The sequence below is a fragment of the Corynebacterium sp. KPL4072 genome, from assembly GCF_037908395.1.
Taxonomy (GTDB): Bacteria; Actinomycetota; Actinomycetes; order Mycobacteriales; family Mycobacteriaceae; genus Corynebacterium; species Corynebacterium kefirresidentii.
In genome coordinates this window covers 21,864-46,028 of sequence record NZ_JBBMGE010000010.1, presented here as the reverse complement: position 1 = coordinate 46,028, position 24,165 = coordinate 21,864, and the positions used below count along the sequence as shown (strand labels likewise).

Below are 24,165 nucleotides of genomic sequence, written 5' to 3'. Positions count from 1 at the left end.
GCCCTTTTAGCCGCGGAAAGAAACGAGCTTATTTATTGAAAGCGCGCTCGAAGACCGGCCAAGAATCCTTGAGGTCCGCAATCCAGTGCGGCCAGGAGTGGGTGCCGGTATTGCGGAAGTTGTAGGTTGCCGGGATACCAGCCTGGTCCAGCTTGGCCTTGAAGTTGTGGGTGCAGTAGTTCACGCCAGCCTCGATGGCGCCGCCTTCCACCTGCAGCTTAGCGGAGCCCAAAGCAGCGGCGGCAGGGTTGTAGCCCTTAGCCACGTTATAGGAGAAGGTATCCTCCTTGCCGGCCAGACCGGAACCGGAGGAGATGTACAGCTCCGTGCCGCGCAGCTTCTCGTGGTTCATCATCGCATCGTTATAGCGGTTGGTGGGGGAACCGAAGGGGCCCCACATCTGCTCTGCGGAAGCGCCACCGCGGTTAACGGTGAGCTCAACGGCCTTGTGCTCTACCGGATAGGCGGTAGCCGCACAGCCGGCGTAGGAACCAACGGCGTCATAGAAGCCTTGGTTATGCTCCGCCAGCAGCAGGGAGGAGGTAGCGGACATGGACATACCCGCGATGGCGCGGTGGTTATCGGCCTTGATGTGTCCCTCGATAGCGCCCGGCAGTTCCTTGGTGAGGAAGGTTTCCCACTTCTGCGGGCCCTTAAGATACTGGGAGTTCGGCTCGGATACCCAGTCGGTGTAGTAGGAGAAGGCACCAGCCTGCGGGATGACCACGTTGACGTTCTTGGAGTGGTAAAAATCCACGGCATCGGAAAGCTTCAGCCAGTCCATGTCCTGCTCCGCGCCGCCTGCGCCATTAAGCAGGTAGATGGTCGGGCGGTTCTCATCCGTCGCGCGAATGACAGCCAGCGGAATCTTGCGGCCGTTCATAGCCGGGGAGGTGGCCTGCAGCTTATCGACGCGCGGATCGTCCTTGTACTTCTGGTACCAGGTCTGCTGCTCCAATTCCGGGGTGACTTCTAGTGGGGCCAGGATGGACTGGGCAGCATTGCCAGCTACCTGCTGCGGGGTGAGCTGTGCGGCGCCCGCCAGCGGGGCGCAAGCCAAGCCTGCGCACACGGCGGTGGCGGCAAGGATGGAGTTAAGACGCTTCATTGTGCTTCTTTCCTGTAGTTAATGAACTCGTTGATTATACTTCTGCGCTACTTATTCCGCAGCGCCGGCAGCCTCTGGAGCTTCGGCTTCCTTGCCCTCGACGAAGTCCTTATCAGGGGACTGGTCAGCGGCGCTCGGGGCGTCCTTGATCTGCGCATTTTCCTGAGCCTGCGGCGCATCGATGGAAAGCTCGTTGGGCTTTACTTCCAGCTCGGCCGGAGCTTCTGCGGCGTCCTTTTTAAAGCCACGCTCGAAGGTCTTCCACGAGGAGAAGATGTCATCGCGCCAGCCCGGCCAGGAGTGGGTGCCGGTATTGCGGAAGTTCCAATCCGCCTTCATGCCCTGGGAATCCATCTTGGCCTTGAGATCGTGGGTACAGGAGCTCATAGCAGCCTCGATGACGCCGCCCTCCACGATGAGGGTGGACGATCCCTTAGCGCCCCAGTCATTGGCACCGCCCAAACCGCTATTCACGGAGACGTAGGTCTCGGATGGGCCCAAATTCTTCGGGGTGGCATTGACCAATGCGTCGTTGTACACGTTGTACTCACTGCCCATAGCGCCCCACATCTGATCGGCCGAGCCGCCGCCGCGGTTGACAGTCAGCTGGGTGTACAGGCGCGGCAGCGGGCGAGAGGTAGCCGCGCAGCCGGAGAAGGAGCCCACCGCGTTGTAGAAGCCCGGGTTGTGCTCCGCCAGCAGCAGGGAGGAGGTAGCGGCCATGGACATGCCAGCGATGCCGCGCTTGCCATTGCCTCCGATATGATCCTCTAGAGCGCCTGGCAGCTCCTTGGTCAGGAAGGTCTCCCACTTCTGTGGGCCCTTGAGGTAGCCGGCATCCGGCGTAGAAACCCAGTCAGTGTAGTAGGAGAAGGCACCGGCCTGTGGGATGACCACATTGACGTCCTTGGACGTGTAGAAATCCACCATGTCCTGCACGCCCTCTTGCTCTGGGTTGACGTCGCGCTTCGCGGTGGCGGTGATCCAGTCCATGCCCTGCTCAGCGCCGCCCGCGCCGTTGAGTAGGTACAGGGTGGGGCGCTTCTTTTCAAAGTTGCCGTCTGGGGAGATGACCGCAAGCGGGACCTCGCGGCCACCCATGGCGGCGGAGGTAGCCGTCATGACCTTGACGTGGTTGCCGTAGTGGTTGCCCTGGGCGCTCTTGAGGCCGAAGGCATAACCCTTCCACTTGTCCTTGTCCTTTAGTCCGGCAATATCTACCACGCGGTTTTCGCCCTCGGTGGTGATGGCGTAGTTGATATTTTCCGGATCTGCCGAGTCAGTGAGGTTTACCTCGCGGATGGTGGATGGGGTGGCGTCCCCCTGAATCTTGGCCGGCTCGACGGCGGAGGCGATAGGGGCGGAGAGGACTCCTGCCGCGATGGCGATGCCTGCGACGCTGGAGCCGATAGAGCGCAAAGTATGCATATTTTTAGCTTCCTCGAGTTAAGAGAATCTTCTCAGTAGGTATCGTTCCGCATAGCGGGAGTGTTAGCAAGACTCTATGCCTTAATAGCCCTTTTAATGTAGCAAAACCTGTGACGCATGTGGTTTGTGTGTCATAATTCTGAACGCAGCGCTAACCCAGCGCTCATGTAACGGCGGCGCTACAATTCCCGTTAGTTCTAAACGTGTGAATAGTGCGGTCCCATCCGCGGGCCCATCCCTCGCTCTAGGCAAAACAGAAAGAAGAAAAATGAACGTTTTCGATTCCATCCTCGTATCCATCAACGAAGTTCTGGGCCAGTTCCTGCATATGGGTTCCTCCATGTCCTCCAACGCTGCCCTGGCTCTCGGCCTGTTCTAAAACACCGAGCCCATAGCCCTGCACGGCGTCGCGCGCTTGCCGACGCCACCGTGCAGGGCCTTTGTGCGTTTTACCCCCGAAGCGTGGGGTACACGGGCAAAAGAGTGTGACCCAATGCGCGACATGGAGGGGAAAGTTACGTATCCTGTAGGGCGTGACTAATGAACATTATGACGTAGTAGTACTCGGCGCGGGCCCTGGCGGCTACGTGGCCGCCATCCGTGCAGCTCAGCTTGGTAAGAAAGTTGCCGTAATCGAGAAGCAGTACTGGGGCGGTGTCTGCCTCAACGTAGGCTGCATCCCTTCCAAGGCACTGCTGAAGAACGCTGAGGTTGCCCACACCTTCAAGCATGAAGCAAAGGACTTCGGCATCTCCGGCGATGTTTCCTTCGACTTCGGTGTAGCCCACAAGCGTTCCCGCAAGGTTTCCGCGGGCATCGTCAAGGGCGTTCATTACCTGATGAAGAAGAACAAGATCACCGAGATCAACGGCCTTGGCTCCTTCAAGGATGAGAAGACCATTGAAATCACTGACGGCGATGACAAGGGCAAGACCGTCACCTTCGATGACTGCATCATCGCCACCGGCTCCGTGGTCAAGTCCCTGCCGGGCGTAGAGCTCGGCGGCAATATCGTCTCCTATGAGGAGCAGATCCTCAACGATGAGGCCCCGAAGTCCATGGTCATCGTCGGCGCCGGCGCCATCGGTATGGAATTTGCTTATGTTCTGTCCAATTACGGCGTGGACGTCACCATCGTGGAGTTCATGGACCGCGTGCTGCCGAACGAGGACAAGGACGTCTCCAAGGCCATTGCTAAGGAGTACAAGAAGCTTGGCGTAAAGCTCCTGACCGGCTACAAGACCACCTCCGTCAAGGACAATGGCGATAATGTCACCGTTGAGGTCGAGTCCAAGGATGGCTCCAAGCAGGACACCCTCACCGTGGACCGCGCCATGATTTCCATCGGCTTCGCCCCCCGTACCGAGGGCTTCGGCCTGGAGAACACCGGCGTTGAGCTCACCGAGCGCGGCGCCATCGCCATCGATGACACCATGCGCACCAACGTGGACCACATCTACGCCATCGGTGACGTCACCGCGAAGCTGCAGCTCGCACACGTTGCTGAGGCACAGGGCGTTGTCGCCGCAGAGACCATCGCCGGCGTGGAGACCCAGCTTCTGGGTGACTACATGAACATGCCGCGCGCTACCTTCTGCAACCCGCAGGTCGCTTCCTTCGGCTACACCGAAGAGGCCGCAAAGGAGAAGTTCGCGGACCGCGATATCAAGGTCGCTACCTTCCCGTTCTCCGCCAACGGCAAAGCTGCCGGTCTCAACGAGACCGCGGGCTTTGTCAAGCTCATTGCGGATGGCGAGTATGGCGAGCTCATCGGCGGCCACATGGTGGGCTCCAATGTCTCCGAGCTGCTGCCGGAGCTGACCCTGGCGCAACGCTTTGACCTCACCGCTGAGGAAATCGGCCGCAACGTCCACACCCACCCGACCCTCTCTGAGGCCATGAAGGAAGCTGCCGAGGGCATCGGCGGCCACATGATTAACCTCTAAGCAGGGGCGCTTGGCGACGTCGCCTTGAGCGCAACACCCACGGCACCGCGCCGTCCCCGCCCACCAGGCAAAGGGACCGCGGTGCCGTTTTGTATGTCTACGCCCCCGAAAAGGCTCGTCGTGGTGATGCGTAACTAGTACGGTGCCACCGCTGAGCGGTGGGCATCGATGCTGATGACCTCGTTAATGGGTGGGAAGGCGCGCTGCGCACAATTCTCGCGCGGGCAGGTGCGGCAACCGGAGCCGATAGGGGTAGCAGAAGAGAGATCTTTGAGGTCGAGACCTTCTGCGTAGACGGTGCGGTCGGCGTGGCGAGCCTCGCAGCCCAGGCCAATGGCGAAAAGCTTATTGGTATCGCCAAAGCGGCCTTGATGGTGCTGTACCGCGCGGGAGATCCACAGGTAATTGCGGCCATCGGGCATCTGGGCCAACTGACGGGAAATAATGCCCGGCTGGGTGAAGGTCTCGTAGACATTCCACAGCGGGCAGGTGCCGCCATTATTGGAAAAGTGCACGCCGGTGGCGGATTGTCGCTTGGACATGTTTCCGGCGCGGTCGACGCGGACGAAGGTAAAAGGAATGCCCCGCAGGTTATCGCGCTGCAGGGTGGACAGCCGAGAGGCGACGGATTCATAGCCCACTCCGAAGACCTGGCAGAGGTATTCCACGTCGTAGCCGGAGCGTTCGGCCTCAGAATGTAGCAGGGTATAGGGCATCACGGTGGCGGCGGCGAAGTAGCTGGCCAATCCGCGTTGCGCTAGGTTACGCGAGGCATCCGAGGTAAACGGCTCATTTTTTACCAAAGATGCGATCTCCTCGCCAGCCTCGAGGAAGCTCAGCTCCGCGGCCATGCGGAAGGCGCGTTGCCCTTCGCTTAAGCGCGAGGCGAGCCGAAATTCGCCGGTCTCGCGGTCGAAGCTGTGCAGCGTGCCATCCATCTGTGAGGTGATGTGAATGTCTACGTTGTGGAGATCGCGCAGGCGCTGGGCTAGGGCATGTTCGGTGTCGCGGATGCCGAATTGGGTGACCGAGAGGGCGTCGGCAAGCTGCTCCGCATGGTGGTCCAGGCCGTCCAAGTAGTTCTGGCGGGCATAGAAGAAATCGCGCACCTCATCGTGCGGCATGGACAGTGCCTGGGTGGCCTCGGTGGTGCGGCGGGTATCGGTGGCGAGTGAGAGCTTATCGCGCACATTGCGGTAGCGGCGGTGGACATCCACCAGCGTGCGGGCGACGGTGGGGTGGTTATAGACCAGCTCGGAGAGCTCCTGCAGCTCGACGGGGGAGGGGCACAGCTCCTTGTCCTGGATGACGTCCTGGATCTCCGCGAGGAGGCGCGAGTCATCGTCGCGGGAGAAGAAGGTGGCGTCAACTCCGAAGACTTCGGTGATGCGAAGGAGGACCGGAACGGTAAGTGGCCGAACGTCGTGCTCGATCTGGTTGACGTAGCTGGCCGAAAGGCCCAGCGTGGCGGCTAAGGAAGCCTGGCTGAGATCGCGCTCACGGCGAAGTTGGCGAAGGCGGGATCCCACATACGTCTTACTCATGCCGGAAAGGTTACTGGGTGGCCTGCGCGTGTGCACCTTAATCGCAAAGATCTTGTGAAGAATATTCACCCTCCTGTGGGGAATATGTGGGTTTCATGCGAAAGTTTGACACATAAAGGGGTAAGGGGATCACTCCCGTAACACTGGGTGACCAAGTTCACAACTGGAGGAAGATTTACGCAACGTCAATATTGCGAAATTGCGAGCAGCCAAGGTAGTGACGTTTTGAATCCGGCCATCTAAGGCAACCCTTACCTAAAAGAATTCTGAGTTTAACCGTACCGCCGTACCGTTAGATGAAACGCCGCCGGAATTGACTGGTAACCAGCGGTTAAGCCCAGTTAAGGTGAGGACGACAATGGAGGTGTCATGACTTTAAGAAATCCCGACCGTGAGGCAGTAGCTCACGGCCACATTACTAACGAACCAATCCGCCAGAAGCCGGGAGTGCCCTCCTGGGTTCTGAAGCTCATCATGGCCGTCACCGGCCTGCTATTTGCACTTTTCGTCGTCGGCCACATGGCCGGCAACCTGAAGCTGTACTTGCCGGCTGAGGATGGCGACGAGGCTCTTGATGAATATGGTGCATTCCTGCGCTCCATGGGCGAGCCACTGTTCCCGCATGAGGGTGCGTTGTGGATCATCCGAGCAGTCCTGCTGGTTGCCATCATCGCCCACATCTATGGCGCGTTTGCTCTCACCGCACGTTCCAAGGCGTCCCGCGGCAAGTTCCGCCGTAGCAACCTGATGGGCGGCCTTGATTCCTTCGCCACCAAGTCCATGCTGGTTACCGGCATCGTTTTGCTGCTGTTCATCATCTTCCACTTGCTGGACCTGACCTTGGGCGTACAGCCCATCGCCCCAGGTGACTTTGTGGAGGGTGCGGTGAAGGCCAATATGATCGCAACCTTTAGCCGCTGGCCGGTCACCATCGTGTATGTGATCGCCATGTGCTTCCTGTTCCTGCACCTCACCCACGGCATTCGCCTCGCCGCTTCTGACCTGGGTATTACCGGTGCGAAGTGGCGTCAGACCTTCCTGATCCTGGCGTACGTCATCCCGGCCGTTGTCTGCATCGGCAACATCGTTATGCCTTTGTCCGTTGCCCTGGGCTTGGTCAGCTAAAGGAGTTAGAAACCCATGACTAATACTGAACTCAAGCGCGAGCACCCCAAGTTCTCGCATCCGCAGTCCATCGTTCCGGGCGTATCTGCCGGCAACATTCTGGAATCCAATGAGCCGCACGGCGTGCCAATGAAGGATATGTGGTCCCACCAAAAGGACCACATGCAGTTGGTTTCCCCGCTGAACCGCCGCAAGTTTGAGGTCCTCGTGGTTGGTACCGGCCTGTCCGCCGGCGCCGCTGCGGCCGCACTGGGCGAGCTGGGCTACAAGGTAAAGGTATTTACCTACCACGACTCCCCGCGCCGCGCGCACTCCATCGCCGCGCAGGGTGGTGTCAACGCTTCCCGTGCCAAGAAGGTGGACAATGACTCCGCCTACCGCCACACCAAGGACACCGTCAAGGGTGGCGACTACCGCTGCCGCGAGTCCGACTGCTGGCGCTTGGCCAACGAATCCGTTCGCGTTATTGACCACATGAATGCCATCGGTGCACCATTCGCTCGCGAATACGGCGGCACCCTGGCTACCCGTTCCTTCGGTGGTGTGCAGGTCTCCCGTACCTACTACACCCGTGGCCAAACAGGCCAGCAGCTGCAGCTGTCCACCACCTCGGCGCTCTACCGCCAGATTGGCCTGGGCAACGTGGAGCTCTTCGCTCACAACGACCTGCAGGACATCATCGTCTACAACGACAATGGCAAGAAGCGCGCTGGCGGCATCGTTACCCGCAACCTGATCACCGGTGAGCTCAAGGCCTTCACCGGCCACGCAGTCGTGCTGGGTACCGGCGGCTACGGCAACGTCTACCACATGTCCACCCTGGCTAAGAACTCCAACGCCAGCGCCATGATGCGTGCGTACGACAGCGGTGCTTACCTGGCTTCCCCAGCCTTCGTGCAGTTCCACCCGACGGGCCTACCGGTCAACTCCGATTGGCAGTCCAAGACCATCCTGATGTCGGAGTCCCTGCGTAACGACGGCCGCATTTGGTCCCCGAAGAAGGAGGGCGACGACCGCGACCCGAATACCATTCCGGAGGAAGAGCGCGACTACTTCCTGGAGCGCCGCTACCCGGCATTCGGCAACCTGGTTCCGCGTGACGTTGCTTCCCGCGCCATCTCCCAGCAGATTAACGCTGGCTTGGGCGTTGGCCCGCTGCACAACTCGGTGTACCTGGACTTCCGCGACGCCATCGAGCGCCTGGGCAAGGACAAGATCCGCGAGCGCTACTCCAACCTCATCGAGATGTACGAAGAGGCCATTGGCGAGTCCGCCTACGAGACTCCGATGCGCATCGCTCCGACCTGCCACTTTACGATGGGTGGCCTGTGGACCGACTTCAACGAGATGACCTCCATCGACGGCCTCTTTGCTGCCGGTGAGTGCTCCTGGACCTACCACGGTGCTAACCGCCTGGGTGCTAACTCCCTGCTTTCGGCTTCCGTTGACGGCTGGTTCACCTTGCCGTTTACCATCCCGAACTACTTGGCTGACCACCTCAATGAGGAGAAGCTGGCGGAGGATTCCCCAGAGGCACAGGCAACCCTGGCCCAGTCCCAAGAGCGCATCGACCGCCTCATGGGCGTGCGCGGCGAGAACCCGCACGGTCCTTCCTACTACCACCGCCAGCTAGGCGACATCCTGTACCACGGCTGCGGTGTGTCCCGTAACGTGGAAGACCTCAAGGAAGCCATCACCAAGATCCGTGAGCTGCGCGAGGACTTCTGGGCTAATGTCCGCATCCCGGGCGAGGCCAACGACATGAACCAGGTGCTGGAATACGGCCTGCGCGTTGCCGACTACCTGGACCTGGGCGAGCTCATGTGTGTTGACGCTCTGGACCGCGACGAGTCCTGTGGCGCCCACTTCCGCGAGGACCACCTCACCGAGGACGGCGAGGCAGAACGCGACGACGAGAACTGGTGCTTCGTTTCCGCCTGGGAGCCGGGCGCTAATAAGAACGAGTTCATCCGCCACGCTGAGCCGCTGTACTTTGATTCGATCCCGCTGATGACAAGGAACTACAAGTAATGAAACTGACACTTGAGATCTGGCGTCAAGCCGGACCGACCCAAGAAGGCCACTTCGAGACCGTCCAGGTGGACGATGCCTCTGAGCAGATGTCCATCCTGGAGCTGCTGGACCACGTCAACGAGGGCTACATTGAGCGCGGCGAGGAGCCCTTCGCCTTCGCCTCTGACTGCCGTGAGGGCATTTGTGGTACCTGTGGTCTGACCGTCAACGGCCGTCCACACGGCCCTGGACAGAACACCCCGGCCTGCCAGCAGCGCCTGTTCAACTTCACCGAAGGACAGACCATCAAGCTGGAGCCATTCCGTTCCGCTGCCTACCCGGTTATCAAGGACATGATCGTCGACCGTGCGGCACTGGATCACGTGATGGAGCAGGGCGGCTACGTCTCCATGGATGCTGGTACCGCTCCGGATGCGGATACCCTGCACGTCAACCATGAGACTTCCGAGTACTCGCTGGACCACGCTGCCTGCATCGGCTGCGGCGCCTGCGTTGCTGCTTGCCCGAATGGTGCTGCACACCTGTTTACCGGTGCGAAGCTGGTGCACCTGTCCCTCATGCCGCTGGGTAAGGAAGAGCGTGGCCGCCGTGCCCGCAACATGGTCGATGACCTGGAAGCCAACTTCGGCCACTGCTCCCTCTACGGTGAGTGCGCTGATGTTTGCCCGGCCGGCGTTCCCCTGACCGCAGTATCCGCGGTTACCCGCGAACGTGCACGTGCTGCTTTCCGTGGCAAGGACGACTAAGCTAAGGTTATTCCGTAGGAATACAAGGAACGAGAGAAAGACAGAAAGACTCCGCCATGAGCGATAACACCCACGCAGTCGCTGACTACACCAGCGAGACTTACCCGGAGTTCTCCGGAAAGATTCAGGACACCTACATTGAAGGCTACGACCCAGTTTCCTTCGGTGCTCCTCATTCTTCCCTCATTCGCACCTCCACCTGGGTGGGCATGGGTCTGATCCTGTCTTGCCTCCCGGCTGCCGGAATCCTCATCTGGGGCCTCGGCGTGTGGGATACCCCGCTGGGCACCGCCGGCGAGGGTGACTACACCCTGACCACCATCATCGGCATCATCGCTCTAGCCGTTGTGGCTATCGCCGCCTTCAGCACCGTCCACTATGGCCGCCGCTACTACCGCAAGTACCGCAAGGAAACTGGCCGAGCTAACTAAGGCGCTTGCTGTACCAGGCAATGCCTAAGTTTCTGTACTGACTCGACGTCACCCCCGTCTCCACAGCATGCAATCCATGCAAGGAGGCGGGGGTTGCGTGATCTCTCAGTACCCAAGTGGCAATGTCAGATGGACCAGCCGGCGATTCAGGACATCATTGCAACGACGACTGCCACCGAGCATGTTCGTTGCTGGCACTAGTGTTAGAGAATGAAGCTCGAAAGCACCTTCACAACCCCAAGGAGAACTCATGACCCACCGCGCGGACGAAGGCCTCGAATCGGCAGCCGCATCGGCGTCGGCACCGGAGTTGGCATCGTCGGGTGCTGCTCCCGTGCCGCAGGCTGGTAACCAGGAGGCCCGGCGGGCGGACTTGCGGCGGTGGAAGGCGATTGCGCTGTCGTTCCTGATTGGTGCGGCGGTGATCTTTTTGGGATGTTCGTGGTGGCAGGCGTCGGAAAGCGGGGCACCTGTGTGGGTGGGCTACGTGCGTGCAGCGGCCGAAGCCGGCATGGTGGGTGGCCTTGCGGACTGGTTTGCGGTGACTGCGCTCTTTCGCCGACCCTTGGGACTGCCCATTCCCCACACCGCGCTGATTCCGAATAATAAGGACCGAGTGGGCGATGCCCTGAGTGACTTTGTGGAGGAAAACTTCCTCACCGCGGATGCGCTGAGCGCCAAGGTGCGCGAGGCGGAGCTGCCCTTGTGGCTGGCGCGCCAGGGGGTAAAGCCCGGCAAGGCGGAGGAGGTCTCCGCGTGGATTGGTGAGCGTGCGGCCAGCGTGGTGTCGGATTTGGATGCGGAAGAGGCGGAGCAGTTTATTCGCACCCAGGTCATGGACCGCCTAGCCGAGCCGGAATGGGGCCCGCCGCTGGGCAGGTTGCTGGAGGGCTATATTGCAGATGGCAAGGCACGCCCCTTGGAGGATGACCTCATCGACTGGGCACACGGCAAGATTCTCAGCATGGAGTCCACCGTGGTCACCGCCATCGATGAGCGCATGCCCGGCTGGGCGCCGCGCTTTGCCCGCGAGATGGTGGGGGAGAAGGTCTATACTGAGCTCGTAGAATTCGCCGATGAGGTCCGCCGCAATGGCAACCACGAGGCCCGCCTGGCCATTCGCCGCAACTTGTCCAAGCTTGCCTCCGATCTGCAGTGGGACGAGGACATGCGCGGGCGCATCGAGGGCATCAAGCAGGAGATGCTCGCCTCTGACCAAGCACAGCAGGCGCCAGCCGCCATGTGGCGTACGGTCTCCACCACGCTCATTGACCAGCTCAATGACTCGGAGTCCTTCCTGCGCCAAAAAATTACGGCCAAGGTCAAGGAGCTGGCGCACCGCCTGCTCGAGGACTCCGAATTTTTAGCCCAGGCCAATGCCCTGGTGGACAAGGCCGCGCGCTACGCCGTGGAGAAATTCGCCCCGGAAATCATTGCGATTATCCCCGAGACCATCAAGCGCTGGGATGCGGAGGAAGCCTCCCAAAATATCGAGCTCATGGTGGGCAAGGACCTGCAATTTATTCGTTTGAACGGCACCGTCGTCGGTTCCCTGGCAGGATTGGTGATATTCGCGGTCAATCACCTTATCTTTGGCGCTTAGAAAAAAGGAGTAATGAACAATGAGCGATAATAAGAAGATTTTTGATTCCCTGAAGGATGCTGGCAGCGCTGCCTTTGACGTAGCCAAGGACTTCGGCGGTCGCCTGCAGGAGGAGCGCGCCCAGCACGCTCATGGCGCCGAGGCCAAAAGCCCCTATGGCGCCTCCGGCAAGGAGGGCTTGGTGGATAAGGCCACTGCCACCGCGAAGGAGCTCGGTGCCACTGTGAAGAAGGCCGCCGATGGCACCCGTGAGTCCGCTGCTTTCGACGCCGCTAAGGGCAAGTTCTCCACCGCCTATAACGAGACCCGCGAGGGTGTCATGGATGCCTATAATTCCGCTCAGGCCCGCCGCGCGGAAAAGAAGAATGCGGCACGCCCTGGCCAGGATTCGGCTCCTTCGCAGGGCGATAATATTATCGATGGCGAAGTAATCGAGACTGACGATCCACAGAATTAAACTACATGTATTTTCTTTATGATCTTGCCTTGCATCTAGACAGCTACCTCTTCCAGGTCCTCGCCCTGACCGCCATCATCGGCGCGATCCTCGCTGCCACCACGCGCGAGGATGCCTTCCGAGCCGGCGACCGTCAAGGTAAGTGGGTGTGGGTAGGCCTGCTGGCGGGCTCGGCGGTAGCGATGGCCACCGGCATGCCTTTACTGTCTTGGATCGGCGCGGTCATTACCGGCGTGTACTGGTTTGATGTGCGCCCGCAGCTCAAGGCCATTATCAACGGCGACTACAGCTACTAATGCTTAATTTGCTTGACGCCCCGGCCGCGACGGTCAAGGAGCGCGCCGCCGATAACACCGTCCTTGTCTCCCCGCACCATGTTTCCCTTGCCGCAGGCGCAGGTGCGGCCGATATTATTTCTGTCGCGGGGTATCCTACCGGCCGCCACCACACTCTTATCAAGGCCTCCGAGGCGCGCCTGGCCATCCAATCGGGCGCCAGCGAGGTATGGGTCAGCCTCGATGAGACCTTAACGGATGCCAATGCTGTGCTCTCCGAGCTCATTGCCATCCGCGAGGCCTGCCCGGATCCGGCCCGCTTGGGCCTCATTGTGCCAGACGCCCCGCTTGCCGACGCCACCCTTAAAGCCGCCCATCAAGCCGGCTACCAGCGCCTCATTGTGCGCAGCCGCAAGGCCGCGGATTACGCGGAATCCGCGGCCGGTGAAGAAGGCAAGAAAAAAGGACCGGAGTTGGCCGCTGCCACACTTCCGGTCCTCGAGTTTCCCGCTCCCGCGGTTTAGGCGGCTTTCTCCTGCGCGTCCTGCTGCGGCGCGCCATTGCCCGTGGCGCCGCCCTGGCCCGCGGAGTCACCACCGCCGGCGAACTTATCCATGTCCTTCATCGGAACATCGGTGCCGGTGATGGTGAGCTTGAGCTCGCCATCGAGCACCTCTACGGAATCGACGTTCATGTCAGAACCCACGAACTGATCCGACATGCCATTTTGCAGGGCGGAGGAGATGGCTTCGGTGGCCTGATCCGGCAGCTCGAGGCCAAAGATGGAGGCCTCGGTGGCGCGGATATCGAGCTTGCCATCGTGGGCGGTGGGCTCTAGCGAGAGGTTGGCAAGGCCGCCGGCAAACTTCACGTCCAGCACGTGGTCTTGCTCATTGGCGGTGATCTCCGTAACCACCATATTGCCCACCTTCTCGCTGCCGGCCTGCTCGGAAATGCCCTTCTGGAAAGACGCCAGCAGGTAGTCATCCGGCACGGTGGTAGAAGCGCGCAGCTTGCCGGCCACCGGATTCTCCTGGTCGGTGCTCATATCTTCTACGTGGATCTCTGAGGCAGGTTGGCCCTTGATATCAGTGCCGTCGATTTGCAGGGTGGACGGCGTGGTCATATCCATCTGAGAAATGGAGCCCTTAAACAGCCCTACGAGCAGTGGGCTGCCGCCAAAGCTGACGGAGGGATCTTCTTTGACCTGGATACCTTCTTCTTCGGCAGCCTGGTTAAATTGCGAGGTCATCTGGTGACCAATGAACCAGCGCAGGCCGAATTCGGCCAAGAGGATGAGCACGAGTAGTGCTACGAGGATGCCAATGATGATTTTCCAGGCGAGTGAACCTGCCGATTTCTTCGAAGCCATGCGTACCAGTGTGGCGCATGAGACGGCGCGGAGCAAAGTTTGCGGGAGTTCTCGGGCACATTGCTAGGCACTTCACAGCTGCCCCAGCTGTCATCACCGCGCGGCGCGGTTAGTCCCGTGGCGCGACGGACTCCCAGTCCACGGTCAGCACATTATCGCGCAGGCGCCGGCGGATGGGGTGGATAGTAAAGGGGGCGTCGGCAAGCGCGGCTCGTGCCATGCGCCAACGCACGCGCGGGCCGTAGGGCGCCCACCCCGCCGCGTGGTCCCAGGCCTCGTCGGCGGCCTTAAGCAGCTCGTGGATGGGCTCGCCGGGAACGTTGCGGTGAATGAGGATTTTGGGCAGGCGCTCGGCGATGTCTGAGGGCCGCGCCACATCGAACGGGTCCCACGCCAGGGTGAGAGTCCGTGGGCCGTGGGCATCCAGCAGCAACCAGGCCGCGCGCCGGCCCAGCTCATCGCAGGTGCCTTCCACAAAGAAGCCACCGGGGGCAAGCCGAGAACACACCGTCTGCCAGGCCTCCTGGACCTGGTCCACGTCGTATTGGCGTAGCACATTGAATGCGCGCACCAGCTGTGGCCGGTAGCCGGCCAGTTCAAAGCCGCCAAGCTCGAAGCGCACGCCGTCGCGCGGTGGCAGGACCCGGTCCGGGTGGATTTCGAGCCCGCGGACGTCTACCTGCGGATTCGCCCGGCGCAGCCACCCTGCCCATTCCACGGTGGTGGCGTGCGAGGCCCCGTAGCCTACGTCGAGCGCGAGCGGCTTTTCCACGTGCCGCAGCAGCGTGGAAATCTCCGGGTGCGCGAGCATCCATCTATCGCAGCGGCGCAGGCGATTGTGATTGGTGGTGCCGCGGGTAATAACGCCAAAAGGCCGACCCGCAGCTGCGCTAGCGCGCAGATTATGTGCGTGGTCGGCCATAGATTTCGGTGCTGTAGAACTTAGGCGTTCTCAGAAATCCACTGCTCGGTGAGCTTTCCTTCGTTATCGAAGAGCTCAGCCAGGGATTCGCCCACCTTCGGCTCGATGGCGGCGCCCATCATCGGGATATTTACGGAAATCTCGTTGACATAGGACAGCTTGGTCATCTCGCCCTCGCCAGCCAGGGAGATATCGCCCTTGAAGTCCACCGGGGTGCCCTTGACATCTGCGGTGTAGTTAACATCAGCGGCTTCACCGTTGAGCTCGCCTACGGTGACCACGCGCTTGACCTTGAGGTCCTGGGAAACCATGGCGCGCACTGCCTCTGGCAGCAGGGTGGTCGGCAGAACCTCGAAAAGGGTAGCAACGTTATCGCTGAAGTCATGCACCTGACCCGCCTCAGGGGAGAGGTTGGCCACGATGTACTCCCAGTATTCCTTGGTGAGCAGCGCCTTGTGCACCTTTTCGATGGGCTGATTGATGGTTACGGTGTTTTCACTACGGGTTGACATGCTTAACAGACTACCTTGGTAGGCGTGCTTGATAAATCTTTGACGCAACAGCTCACAGCGATCGACGGCGTGGAACTGGACTCCACCACCACCTTCGCGGATCTGACTACGCTGCGTGTGGGTGGAAAACCGCAGGCCGCACTGCGCTGCTCGCAGCCGGATGCCGCAGTGTCCGTTGTCCGCGCCCTGGATCGCGCTGCGGTGAAGTTCATAGTCGTTGGCGGCGGCTCCAACCTCTTGGTGGCCGATGGCTCCGTGAATGTCGTCGCCGTCATCCTCGACTCTGATGAGGTGTCCATGGACCCCGAATCCGGTCTGGTGCACGCGCAGGCGGGTGCCAACTGGGATGATGTGGTGGCTCGCTCCGTTCAGCTTGGCCTGGGTGGCATCGAGTGCCTGTCCGGCATCCCCGGCACGGTGGGCGCGGTTCCGGTGCAAAACGTGGGTGCTTATGGCGCGGAAATCTCCGAGGTGCTTACCCGCGTGCGCCTTTATAATCGCCGCACCGATACCGATGAGTGGGTCCCTGCCTCCGATCTGGAGCTGGCCTATCGCTATTCCAACCTGAAATTCACCGGCCGCGCCGTCGTGCTCGAGGTAGAACTCCAACTCAACAACGATGGCCTATCCCGCCCGTTGCGCTTTGGCCAACTTACTCAGAACCCGGGCGAGCGCCGCCCCGTGGCCGAGGTCCGCGAGGAGGTCTTAAAGCTGCGCCGCGGCAAGGGCATGGTGCTCGACCCCACCGATCATGACACCTGGTCTGCCGGCTCCTTCTTCACCAACCCGGTGGTGGACTCCGCTCTTGCTGACGCCGTGCAGGCCAAGGTTCGTGCCTCGCTTGGCGACGCCACCGCAGACTCCATGCCTCGCCACCCCTCCTCCGAGGCCGACCGGGAAAAGCTTTCCGCGGCCTGGCTCATCGATCGCGCCGGGTTTGCCAAGGGCTACCCAGGCTCTGGCCGGGCTACGCTTTCGACAAAGCACACGCTGGCGCTTACCAACCGCGGCGAGGCTACGGCCGCCGATATCGTGGACCTTGCCCGCACCATCCGCGATGGCGTCCGCGATGCTTTCGGCGTGGAGCTCGTGCCCGAACCCGTCTGGATTGGCCTCGCCCTCGACGAGTAGCGCGAGGTTGTCCCTTCACACCGGGGCCTAAAACCTATAAAGCGGCCACGATAGCACCCTAAACCACACGGTTTTCGGGTCTATCGTGGCCGCTTTGCGGGCGTGGCGCCTGTCGCGTTTGTCGCGCCGCGAAGGTTTCTGGATTAGACCGCCATGACCTGAAGCCACTCATCCTTAGCACCCAAGAATGCGCGGGCCGCCTCCTGCGCACCCTCCAGGCTGTGGTGCGCACCCCAACCGCACTGCTCTTCGTTGGCCGCGGGTACCTCGGTGGCGTTAAGAATATCGTTGAGCGCGCCTTCTACCGCGCGCAGCAGCTCGTCTTGTTCCATGCCATTAGTGATGGCGTAGGAGCCGGTACGGCAGCCCATTGGGGCAAAACCGATGAGCTTATCGGTGTAATTGCGCATGAAGTTGGCCATCATGTGCTCTACCGAATGCAGCGCCTTGGTATCAAGGTGATCCTGATTAGGCTGGCAGAAGCGCAAGTCGTACTTAATGATTTCGACGCCGCCACCCAAATCCGTGCGGTCGGCCACGCGAATATACGGTGCGCTGACGAGGCGGTGGTCGAGTTCGAAGGACTTCACGTTGAGCTTCTTATCATTCTGTTCAGTCATGCTTCTCCAGTGTAATCACAGCTGAGTGTCACTTCCTGAAATAGATTCTTTACCGCATACGCTGGGATAATATGAGCACACTGGACGATTCCGCCGAGGTTCCTGGCGCCGCGAACATGGCGGCCGACGATCTGTCTGCTGGCGACCCGTCCGCCACTGCACGGCCGAGCGCTTCAGCCACTCCGGTAAGAGAATCCGTCTATGAGGGCGCGGATAAAATCGTGCCGAGTACCGCGCCCACCGTGGTCAAGATCGAAGGCCACACCGAAAATGTGGACCCGCTGGCCCGCGGTAACCGCTTGCGCAAGGAAAGCTGGGGGCTGGTGCTCCGCCGCGTGTGGGCGGACTTCTTCCACGATGCCTTGATGGATCGCGCCGCCACGATGACGTATTTCACGCTCATGGCCTTTGCTCCTACGGTGCTCGCGGCCTATTCGATAGCCACGCTCATCTTTTCCTCTCGGCGCGCCGAGGTACATGAATTAACCTCGCAGTTCATTGCGGATTACGTGCCGAGTTCGATGACGGAGCAGGCCGAGCACCTCGTGGGCTCCATCATTGGCTCCACAGCCCAGGGCACCTTCGCGCTGGTGGTATCCGTACTGGTTTCTCTTTTTGCCGCCTCGGCCTATGTGCGTGCCTTCTCGCGCACCGCCAATACCGTCTACGGGCGGGTAGAGGGCCGCGGGATTATCCGCACCTGGGCACTCATGTGGGGGCTTACTATCGTCCTGGTCATCGGCGCGGTTATCGTGCTTTTTGCTAACCTGCTGCGCGATACCATTGTCAGCGGTGTGGTCGAACCGCTGGCTGGCAAGCTAGAGATGCAAGGCACCGCGGACTTTTTGGGCGGCATCTTTATGCCGGTGTGGAATTGGCTGCGCTTCCCACTCACCGTGGTGGTTGTGCTGACGTTGATTGCCATCCTGTACCACTTTTCCCCGAATGTGCGGCCGGCGCGCTTCCGCTGGATAACTCTCGGTTCCGTGGTGGCGCTTAGCACCAATGTCGTGGTGTGGGGAGCCTTCGCGCTGTATACCCAGCGCTTTGCTGGGGCCAGCGTCTACGGAGCCTTCAGCCTCATCATGGCCGTATTCATGGCCGTGTGGCTATCTAATACGATGCTCATTTTGGGCATCAAAATCGATGCGGAGGTCTTGCGCGCCAAAGAATTGCAACTGGGTCTGCACGCCGCGCGGCATATTCAGGCCCCGCCGCGTTCCGATGCCGCCGCCAAATCCCAAGCCCGTGCCCAACATGACCTGGAAGAGCGGTCCGAGCGCATCTACAAACAAGCGGTGCGCAAAGCAGAAAACGACGCAGACTAGTCGCGGTGAAGGCGGGCAAGGAGATCGCGCCGGACATCGCGGCGGCGCAGCTTGCCTAGCTGATCACCGGCAAGCTTATCCATGGCAAAGAATCTTTGCGGTACCTTATAACGCGCCAGCAGCCCGCGGCAGTGCTCGCGCAAGGCGGCTTCGTCGAGCCGGACACCAGGAGACAGGACCACGCAGGCAGCGACGTCCTCAGAACCATCGGAGCGGGGAGTGCCTACGACGGCGGCTTGGGCGATATCGGGGTGGGATGTTAAAGCCTCCTCCACCTCCCCGGGATAAACATTGAATCCGCCGGTAATGATGATTTCTTTAATGCGGCCCACCAACCGGATATGGCCATCGGGCTCGCGCACGCCCATGTCTCCGGTGCGGAACCAACCTTCATGGAAGGCGGCTGCGGTAGCGGGGGCGTCGGCAAGGTAACCGCCAAAAACCTGCGGGCCGCGGGCGAGGATCTCGCCGGCCACGCCATCCGGTTGGGTACGGCTGAGATCGGCAGGATCGCCGATGCGCAGCTGTGTGTCCGGCAAAGGCAGGCCGATGGTGCCGGCGCGCCGGGTGTCATCAAGGGGATTGATGATCAGCACAGGAGAGGTTTCTGTAAGCCCATAACCTTCCACCAACATGCCACCGGTGCGTGCCTCCCACGGGTCGATGATGCGCGAGGGCAGCGAGGCCGCGCCCGAGATGGAATAGCGCACCCCGCCGAGATCCGAGGGAGACTCGGAATCAGCGGCAGTGGCAGCGTAGTTCATGGCGCGCTCGTAGATGGTCGGCACGCCCGGCATCCAGGTGGGGCGGCGGGTGGCAAGCGCTTCCGTCACTGCGTCGGTGTGTGGAGCGGCAAGCAGGATAATCTCGGCCGCGCAGCGCACCGCAAGCAGCACGCTCATCGTCAGGCCATAGGAATGGAACATGGGCAACGCGGCCAGGAAGCGCTCATTACCGCGGCGCAGCGGGGCCTGGGTTTCTAGCTGCAAGCAGTTGGCAGCGAGGTTGCCGTGGGTTAAGACCACGCCCTTGGGGCGGGCGGTGGTGCCGGAGGTGTAGAGGATAAGGGCGGCGTCGGCAAGCGTGGCTGGGTGCGCCTCCACGGGGGTGCCGTTTAGCGGAAGCGGTGCGCTAAGGGAGACGGAGATGGTGGTCTCTACCTGCGCGGAGACGGTGGGGGCGATGTCCTCCCAGGCGATAGCCACGCGGGCGCCATGGTGGGCGAGCAGCGGAGTGAGCTCGTGCGCGGTATAGCGCGGGTTATGCTCCACCACCACCGCGCCCACGCGCAGGATGGCGAAGAATGCCACTACATGCTGCGGGCAATTGGGCAGCAGGAGCGCCACGCGGTCGCCGGGCTGCACGCCCATCTCGCGCAGGGCCCCAGCCGCGGCTGCCACCTGGGCATCGAGCTCGCCATAGGTCAGTGTCTGGCCGGCGAAGTAGGTGGCGGGGCGCTGCGGAAACCTCGCGACGGCCGCCGCGAGGAAATCCGTCAAGGTAGCGCCATAGTGAATTTCTGCCATAGCCGATAAGTTTAGGCCTTTGCCTCCAACAGCTCGAGTAGGTCCTTGCGCACCTGGTGGCGGCGGATTTTGCCCAGGTGGTCGCGCGCTAGATCTTCGAAGTGATAGAAGGTGCGCGGCACCTTATAGCGGGTGAGGCGCTCGCGGCAGAATTCCTTCAAGCCCTCGGGATCGAGCACGGCACCATCGCGCAGGGTAACGCAGCCGACGACATCCTCGGAGCCATCCTGGCGCGGGCGGCCCACGGCGGCGACATCCACCACGTCGGGGTGCTCTGCAATTGCCTCTTCTACCTCTGCGGGGTAGACGTTGAAGCCGCCGGTGATGATGATTTCCTTAATGCGGCTGACTAGGCGGACCCAGCCGTCTTCTTCCATGACTGCCATGTCTCCGGTGCGGAACCAGCCGTTATGGAAGGACTCCTCTGTTGCTTCTTGGTTGCCAAAATAGCCTTGGAAAATTTGCGGACCACGCGCGAGCAACTCGCCTGGCTGGCCATCAGGCTGGGTTTCATCCAGATTCTTCGGATTGGCAATGCGTACCTCGGCATCTGGGAATGGGAGCCCCACATAGCCAGGGCGATTCTTTCCGTTCATTGGGTTGCCAATTAACACGGGGGAGCACTCGGTCATGCCAAAGCCTTCTACGAGTCGTCCGCCGGTCATGGACTCCCACCGTTCCACGATTTCTACGGGCAGTGTAGCGGCACCGGAAAAAGCGTTGCGGATGCCGCTTAAGTCCACGTCTTTGTCTTCGGCTGCGTCCATGATCTTCTGATAGAGGGTGGGAACCCCTGGCAGCCAGGTAGGCGTGCGCTTTTTCACGATGTCCAGGATGAGCGGCATTTGTGGGGAAGGAAGCAAGATAAGCTCGGCGCCCATGTACACGCTAAAAATGCACAGTGTGGTCATGCCGTAGGCGTGAAACATCGGTAATGCGGCGAGGAAGCGCTCTTTGTGCTTTCCCATTTCTGGAACCCAAGCTTGGCCTTGGACGCAATTAGCTATGAGATTACCGTGCGAGAGCATTCCGCCTTTGGGTTTTCCGGTGGTGCCGGAAGTGTAAAGGATGAGCGCGACGTCAGCCTGGCTGATGCGTGGCATTTCTAGGGCGCTGCCGTCGCCGCCAATAGCTGAGCCGATCAGGGTAGACCACGCTACTGTGTTTGGTGCATGCTCGGTGAGCTGCTCGCGTTTAGCAGCTAGCGGTGGGATAGGCAGGCGGAGCGCGAGGCGCTTGAGTGGTGGCATGGCATCGACCATGTTGACGGAGACGATGGTCTCTAGCGGGGTAGTCGAGCGCAGCTTTTCCAGCGTGGAGGCGGTTTTATCCCAAGAGATTGCTACGCGGGCACCATGATCTCGGAAAAGGCCTTCCAATTCGTGGGCGGTATAAAGTGGGTTGTGCTCGACCACGGTGGCACCAAGTAGCTGCACCGCATAGAAGGCCGCGACGTGCTGAGGGCAGTTGGGCAGCACGATGGCCACCTTGTCGCCTGGGCGAATACCAAAAGCCTTGAGCCCGGCCGCGGCGGCGCGCACTTGGGCGTCGAGCTCCGCGTAGGTCTGCGTGCGGCCGAAGAAATAGGTGGCGGGTTTATTGGCGTTGACCCGCAGGTTATCGCGGTAATAGTCGACGATGGTTTTATTACCGTAGTCCAGCGTGTGAGGGGTCCATTCGCTGTAGTGATCGAGCCAAGCTCGGGAGGTGGAAGCGGACACGCAAAAACCTTTCGTTTGGGTAAATAATTAGTTTTAAAAAATCAGTATAGAGAAAACGTGAAGAAGCCCTCTAGTTTTCTTCCAGTGTCAGCAAAAAACGTTTGGCTTCCAGACCGCCCGCATAGCCGCCGAGCCCGCCGTCGCTGCGCAGCACCCGGTGGCATGGCCGCACGATGAGCAGGGGATTGGCACCGCACGCACTGCCCACGGCCCGCGTCGCGCCGGGCCGGCCCAGCAGCTTGGCGACGTCGCGGTAGGTGACCGTCTCCCCATAGCCAATCTCGGCCAGTTGCGCATGCACTGCGGCGCTAAAGTCGGTCGTCGCAGGCGGGTCGAGGGGCAGCTCGAAGGCGCGGCGCTGGCCGGCGAAATACTCCGCGAGCTGTGCCTGGGCGGCGTCGAGCACGTCCGCGCTGCGCTTTTCGATGCCCCCTTCCTCTACACCGCCCACCGCTTCCTGCAGGGTGCTGGCCGCGGTGAATTCGACGCGGGAAACCCCCCGCGGGCTCGCCTGCAAACGCAGGGGTCCGAGGGGGCTATCGATTAGGCGGAACATGCTAGTTCTTTTCGGTCTCGAGGCGGCGGATGAGGTCTGCCTGGACCTCGCGGCGGCGGATCTTGCCCATCTGGTCCTTGGCCAGCTCCTCAAAGTGGTAGAAGGTGCGCGGGACCTTGTAGCGGGTCAGGCGCTCGCGGCAGTAGTCCTTGAGTCCCTCCGGGTCCAGGGCGGCGCCATCGGCGAGGTCGAGGCAGGCCACGACGTCCTCGGAGCCATCTTCGCGCGGTCGGCCTACCACGGCGACGTCATCAATGCTCGGGTGCTCGCGCAAGATTTCTTCCACCTCGCCCGGATATACGTTGAAGCCGCCGGTGATGATGATCTCCTTGATGCGGCTAACCAGGCGGATGAAGCCATCTTCTTCCATGACGCCCATGTCACCGGTGCGGAACCACTCGCCGTGGAATGCGGCCTCGGTGGCCTCCTCGTTATTGAGGTACCCCTTGAAAATCTGTGGTCCCCGCGCCAAAACTTCGCCTTCGGTGCCATCGGGCTGGGTTTCATCGAGGTTATCTGGGTTGGCGATGCGCACCTCGGTATCCGGGAAGGGGATGCCGACGTAACCAGGGCGGCGGTCGGTGCTCATAGGGTTGCCCACGATGATGGGCGAGCATTCGGTCAGGCCATAGCCTTCCACTAAGAGGCCACCGGTATAGTTCTCCCACTTCTTGACCGTGTCCGAAGGCAAGGTAGAAGCCCCGGAGAAGGCTGCGCGCACGCCCTTGATAGGAATCTGCTGCTCGTCGGCGGCTTTGACGATTCGCTCGTAGAGCGTCGGCACACCCGGCACCCAGGTCGGGGTGTGCTTTTTCATCAGCTGCATAATGAGCGACATATCTGGCTTAGGCAGGATAACCAGCTCGCCGCCGATAAACTGCGCCAGGGTCACGTTCATGGTCAGGCCATAAGCATGGAAGAAGGGGAGGGCGGCGAGCATGCGCTCGGGCTTATCGCCCAAGCCCGGTACCCACGCCTTGCCCTGCAGGAGGTTGGAAAACAGGTTTCCATGGGAGAGCATGGCCCCCTTCGGGGCGCCGGTGGTACCAGAGGTGTACATGATGAGCGCGATGGTGTCCTTGTCCACGTCTTCCGGCGTGGTGATATCGCTGCCGTCGCCACCGATTGCGTTGCCCACCAAAGTTTCCCACGGCACGGTATTTGGCGCCGGGGAAGATAGCTGCTCGCGCTTGGACTTGAGCGGCGGAATAGGCAGGCGCAAAGCGGCGCGCTGCAGGGTGGGCATGGCGTTGATCATGTTGATGGACACGACCGTTTCCAGATTGGTGGTTGCCCGCAGCTTCTCCAGCGTGGGCGCGGCCTTGTCCCAAGCGATGGCGATGCGCGCGCCGTGATCTTGGAAGAGTCCTTCCAACTCATGGGCGGTGTAGAGCGGGTTATGCAGTACCACCTGCGCACCGAGCTTCAGAATGGCATAAAACGCTGCGATGTACTGCGGCGAGTTGGGCGCGACGATCGCTACGCGGTCACCTGGCCGCACGCCGAAGGCCTTCAGGCCCGCGGCCGCTGCGCGAACCTGGCGGTCTAGCTCAGCATACGTTTGGGTGCGTCCGAAGAAGTAGGTGGCTGGTTTATCGGCGTTGACCTCAAGATTGTTGTCGTAGATATCCAGCAGCGTGGTATCGCCGTACTCAAGGTGGTGCGGTGTCCATTCCGGGTAATACTGGAGCCAAGCCTGTGATTCGTATGCGGACAAAACGTGACCTTTCGGTAGCGTAGGTTTCTGGCAGGGGCCAGTATAGCGCCGCTAGAATGGAGC

The 24,165-nt window shown here is 61.0% G+C and carries 22 protein-coding genes; 11 read left to right on the top strand and 11 right to left on the bottom strand.

Annotated features, from left to right (window positions below; all coding sequences use genetic code 11):
• Positions 1 to 28: 28 nt before the first annotated feature.
• Together WMP97_RS10425 and WMP97_RS10420 are read right to left on the bottom strand one after the other, a co-directional pair.
• Complete coding sequence (locus WMP97_RS10425) at positions 29 to 1,108, bottom strand: alpha/beta hydrolase (RefSeq protein WP_340440461.1); 1,080 nt, start codon at positions 1,106 to 1,108, stop codon at positions 29 to 31.
• A 51-nt stretch (positions 1,109 to 1,159) separates the two neighbouring features.
• On the bottom strand, positions 1,160 to 2,536 hold the full coding sequence (locus tag WMP97_RS10420) for an alpha/beta hydrolase (RefSeq protein WP_340440460.1): 1,377 nt from the start codon (positions 2,534 to 2,536) through the stop codon (positions 1,160 to 1,162).
• Between the two features lie 533 nt (positions 2,537 to 3,069).
• Here WMP97_RS10420 and lpdA point away from each other — a divergent pair.
• Positions 3,070 to 4,482 (top strand): dihydrolipoyl dehydrogenase, encoded by a 1,413-nt coding sequence (gene lpdA / locus WMP97_RS10415; RefSeq protein WP_340440459.1) that lies wholly within the window; start codon positions 3,070 to 3,072, stop codon positions 4,480 to 4,482.
• Between the two features lie 134 nt (positions 4,483 to 4,616).
• Here the strand turns inward: lpdA and ramB are convergent, their stop codons facing one another.
• Positions 4,617 to 6,026 (bottom strand): acetate metabolism transcriptional regulator RamB, encoded by a 1,410-nt coding sequence (ramB, locus tag WMP97_RS10410; protein ID WP_200288334.1) that lies wholly within the window; start codon positions 6,024 to 6,026, stop codon positions 4,617 to 4,619.
• A gap of 369 nt (positions 6,027 to 6,395) precedes the next feature.
• Here ramB and WMP97_RS10405 point away from each other — a divergent pair, with 369 nt between their 5' ends.
• The 8 genes from WMP97_RS10405 (at position 6,396) to WMP97_RS10370 (ending at position 13,221) form a co-directional block, all read left to right on the top strand.
• Positions 6,396 to 7,151 carry a succinate dehydrogenase cytochrome b subunit gene (locus WMP97_RS10405; RefSeq protein ID WP_284835610.1) on the top strand — a complete coding sequence of 252 codons (756 nt, stop codon included), beginning with the start codon at positions 6,396 to 6,398 and terminating at the stop codon, positions 7,149 to 7,151.
• Between the two features lie 15 nt (positions 7,152 to 7,166).
• A complete protein-coding gene (locus tag WMP97_RS10400; RefSeq protein WP_200288333.1) occupies positions 7,167 to 9,182 on the top strand; it encodes a fumarate reductase/succinate dehydrogenase flavoprotein subunit in 2,016 nt (671 codons plus the stop codon).
• The gene (locus WMP97_RS10395; protein ID WP_023020452.1) at positions 9,182 to 9,931 is read left to right on the top strand and encodes a succinate dehydrogenase/fumarate reductase iron-sulfur subunit; all 750 of its coding nucleotides are present in this window, start codon (positions 9,182 to 9,184) and stop codon (positions 9,929 to 9,931) included. Before WMP97_RS10400 ends, WMP97_RS10395 begins: the two co-directional genes overlap by 1 nt.
• A gap of 56 nt (positions 9,932 to 9,987) precedes the next feature.
• Positions 9,988 to 10,362, top strand: coding sequence for a hypothetical protein (locus tag WMP97_RS10390; RefSeq protein WP_023020453.1), 375 nt, complete (start codon positions 9,988 to 9,990; stop codon positions 10,360 to 10,362).
• 250 nt (positions 10,363 to 10,612) lie between these two features.
• Complete coding sequence (locus tag WMP97_RS10385) at positions 10,613 to 11,965, top strand: DUF445 domain-containing protein (RefSeq protein ID WP_340432156.1); 1,353 nt, start codon at positions 10,613 to 10,615, stop codon at positions 11,963 to 11,965.
• Between the two features lie 19 nt (positions 11,966 to 11,984).
• Positions 11,985 to 12,422 carry a CGLAU_01105 family protein gene (locus WMP97_RS10380; protein ID WP_316327937.1) on the top strand — a complete coding sequence of 146 codons (438 nt, stop codon included), beginning with the start codon at positions 11,985 to 11,987 and terminating at the stop codon, positions 12,420 to 12,422.
• A gap of 5 nt (positions 12,423 to 12,427) precedes the next feature.
• Positions 12,428 to 12,718 (top strand): DUF2516 family protein, encoded by a 291-nt coding sequence (locus WMP97_RS10375; RefSeq protein ID WP_340440458.1) that lies wholly within the window; start codon positions 12,428 to 12,430, stop codon positions 12,716 to 12,718.
• Complete coding sequence (locus tag WMP97_RS10370; protein WP_023020457.1) at positions 12,718 to 13,221, top strand: hypothetical protein; 504 nt, start codon at positions 12,718 to 12,720, stop codon at positions 13,219 to 13,221. The genes WMP97_RS10375 and WMP97_RS10370 overlap by 1 nt, the downstream gene beginning before the upstream one ends.
• Here the strand turns inward: WMP97_RS10370 and WMP97_RS10365 are convergent.
• From WMP97_RS10365 to WMP97_RS10355, 3 genes are all read right to left on the bottom strand, one after another.
• Positions 13,218 to 14,069: an LmeA family phospholipid-binding protein gene (locus WMP97_RS10365; RefSeq protein ID WP_340432157.1), complete on the bottom strand. Its 852-nt coding sequence runs from the start codon at positions 14,067 to 14,069 to the stop codon at positions 13,218 to 13,220. The genes WMP97_RS10370 and WMP97_RS10365 overlap by 4 nt on opposite strands.
• Before the next feature lie 109 nt (positions 14,070 to 14,178).
• Positions 14,179 to 14,991: a class I SAM-dependent methyltransferase gene (locus tag WMP97_RS10360; RefSeq protein ID WP_308767053.1), complete on the bottom strand. Its 813-nt coding sequence runs from the start codon at positions 14,989 to 14,991 to the stop codon at positions 14,179 to 14,181.
• A 20-nt stretch (positions 14,992 to 15,011) separates the two neighbouring features.
• On the bottom strand, positions 15,012 to 15,503 hold the full coding sequence (locus WMP97_RS10355) for a DUF2505 domain-containing protein (protein WP_005327201.1): 492 nt from the start codon (positions 15,501 to 15,503) through the stop codon (positions 15,012 to 15,014).
• A 24-nt stretch (positions 15,504 to 15,527) separates the two neighbouring features.
• Between WMP97_RS10355 and WMP97_RS10350 the strand changes: the two genes are divergently transcribed.
• Positions 15,528 to 16,634 carry a UDP-N-acetylmuramate dehydrogenase gene (locus tag WMP97_RS10350; protein WP_340440457.1) on the top strand — a complete coding sequence of 369 codons (1,107 nt, stop codon included), beginning with the start codon at positions 15,528 to 15,530 and terminating at the stop codon, positions 16,632 to 16,634.
• A 143-nt stretch (positions 16,635 to 16,777) separates the two neighbouring features.
• Here the strand turns inward: WMP97_RS10350 and WMP97_RS10345 are convergent, their stop codons facing one another.
• Positions 16,778 to 17,254, bottom strand: coding sequence for an S-ribosylhomocysteine lyase (locus WMP97_RS10345; protein WP_340432159.1), 477 nt, complete (start codon positions 17,252 to 17,254; stop codon positions 16,778 to 16,780).
• 71 nt (positions 17,255 to 17,325) lie between these two features.
• Between WMP97_RS10345 and WMP97_RS10340 the strand changes: the two genes are divergently transcribed.
• Positions 17,326 to 18,582: a YihY/virulence factor BrkB family protein gene (locus WMP97_RS10340; RefSeq protein ID WP_239204769.1), complete on the top strand. Its 1,257-nt coding sequence runs from the start codon at positions 17,326 to 17,328 to the stop codon at positions 18,580 to 18,582.
• Here WMP97_RS10340 and WMP97_RS10335 read toward each other — a convergent pair.
• The 4 genes from WMP97_RS10335 to WMP97_RS10320 all read right to left on the bottom strand — a co-directional run bounded on the left by WMP97_RS10335 (position 18,579) and on the right by WMP97_RS10320 (position 24,102).
• Positions 18,579 to 20,108: an AMP-binding protein gene (locus tag WMP97_RS10335; RefSeq protein WP_340440456.1), complete on the bottom strand. Its 1,530-nt coding sequence runs from the start codon at positions 20,106 to 20,108 to the stop codon at positions 18,579 to 18,581. The genes WMP97_RS10340 and WMP97_RS10335 overlap by 4 nt on opposite strands.
• An 11-nt stretch (positions 20,109 to 20,119) precedes the next feature.
• The gene (locus WMP97_RS10330) at positions 20,120 to 21,829 is read right to left on the bottom strand and encodes a long-chain-fatty-acid--CoA ligase (RefSeq protein ID WP_023020465.1); all 1,710 of its coding nucleotides are present in this window, start codon (positions 21,827 to 21,829) and stop codon (positions 20,120 to 20,122) included.
• 70 nt (positions 21,830 to 21,899) lie between these two features.
• Complete coding sequence (locus WMP97_RS10325) at positions 21,900 to 22,385, bottom strand: methylated-DNA--[protein]-cysteine S-methyltransferase (protein WP_340432161.1); 486 nt, start codon at positions 22,383 to 22,385, stop codon at positions 21,900 to 21,902.
• 1 nt (position 22,386) lies between these two features.
• On the bottom strand, positions 22,387 to 24,102 hold the full coding sequence (locus WMP97_RS10320) for a long-chain-fatty-acid--CoA ligase (protein ID WP_340432162.1): 1,716 nt from the start codon (positions 24,100 to 24,102) through the stop codon (positions 22,387 to 22,389).
• Positions 24,103 to 24,165: the final 63 nt, after the last annotated feature.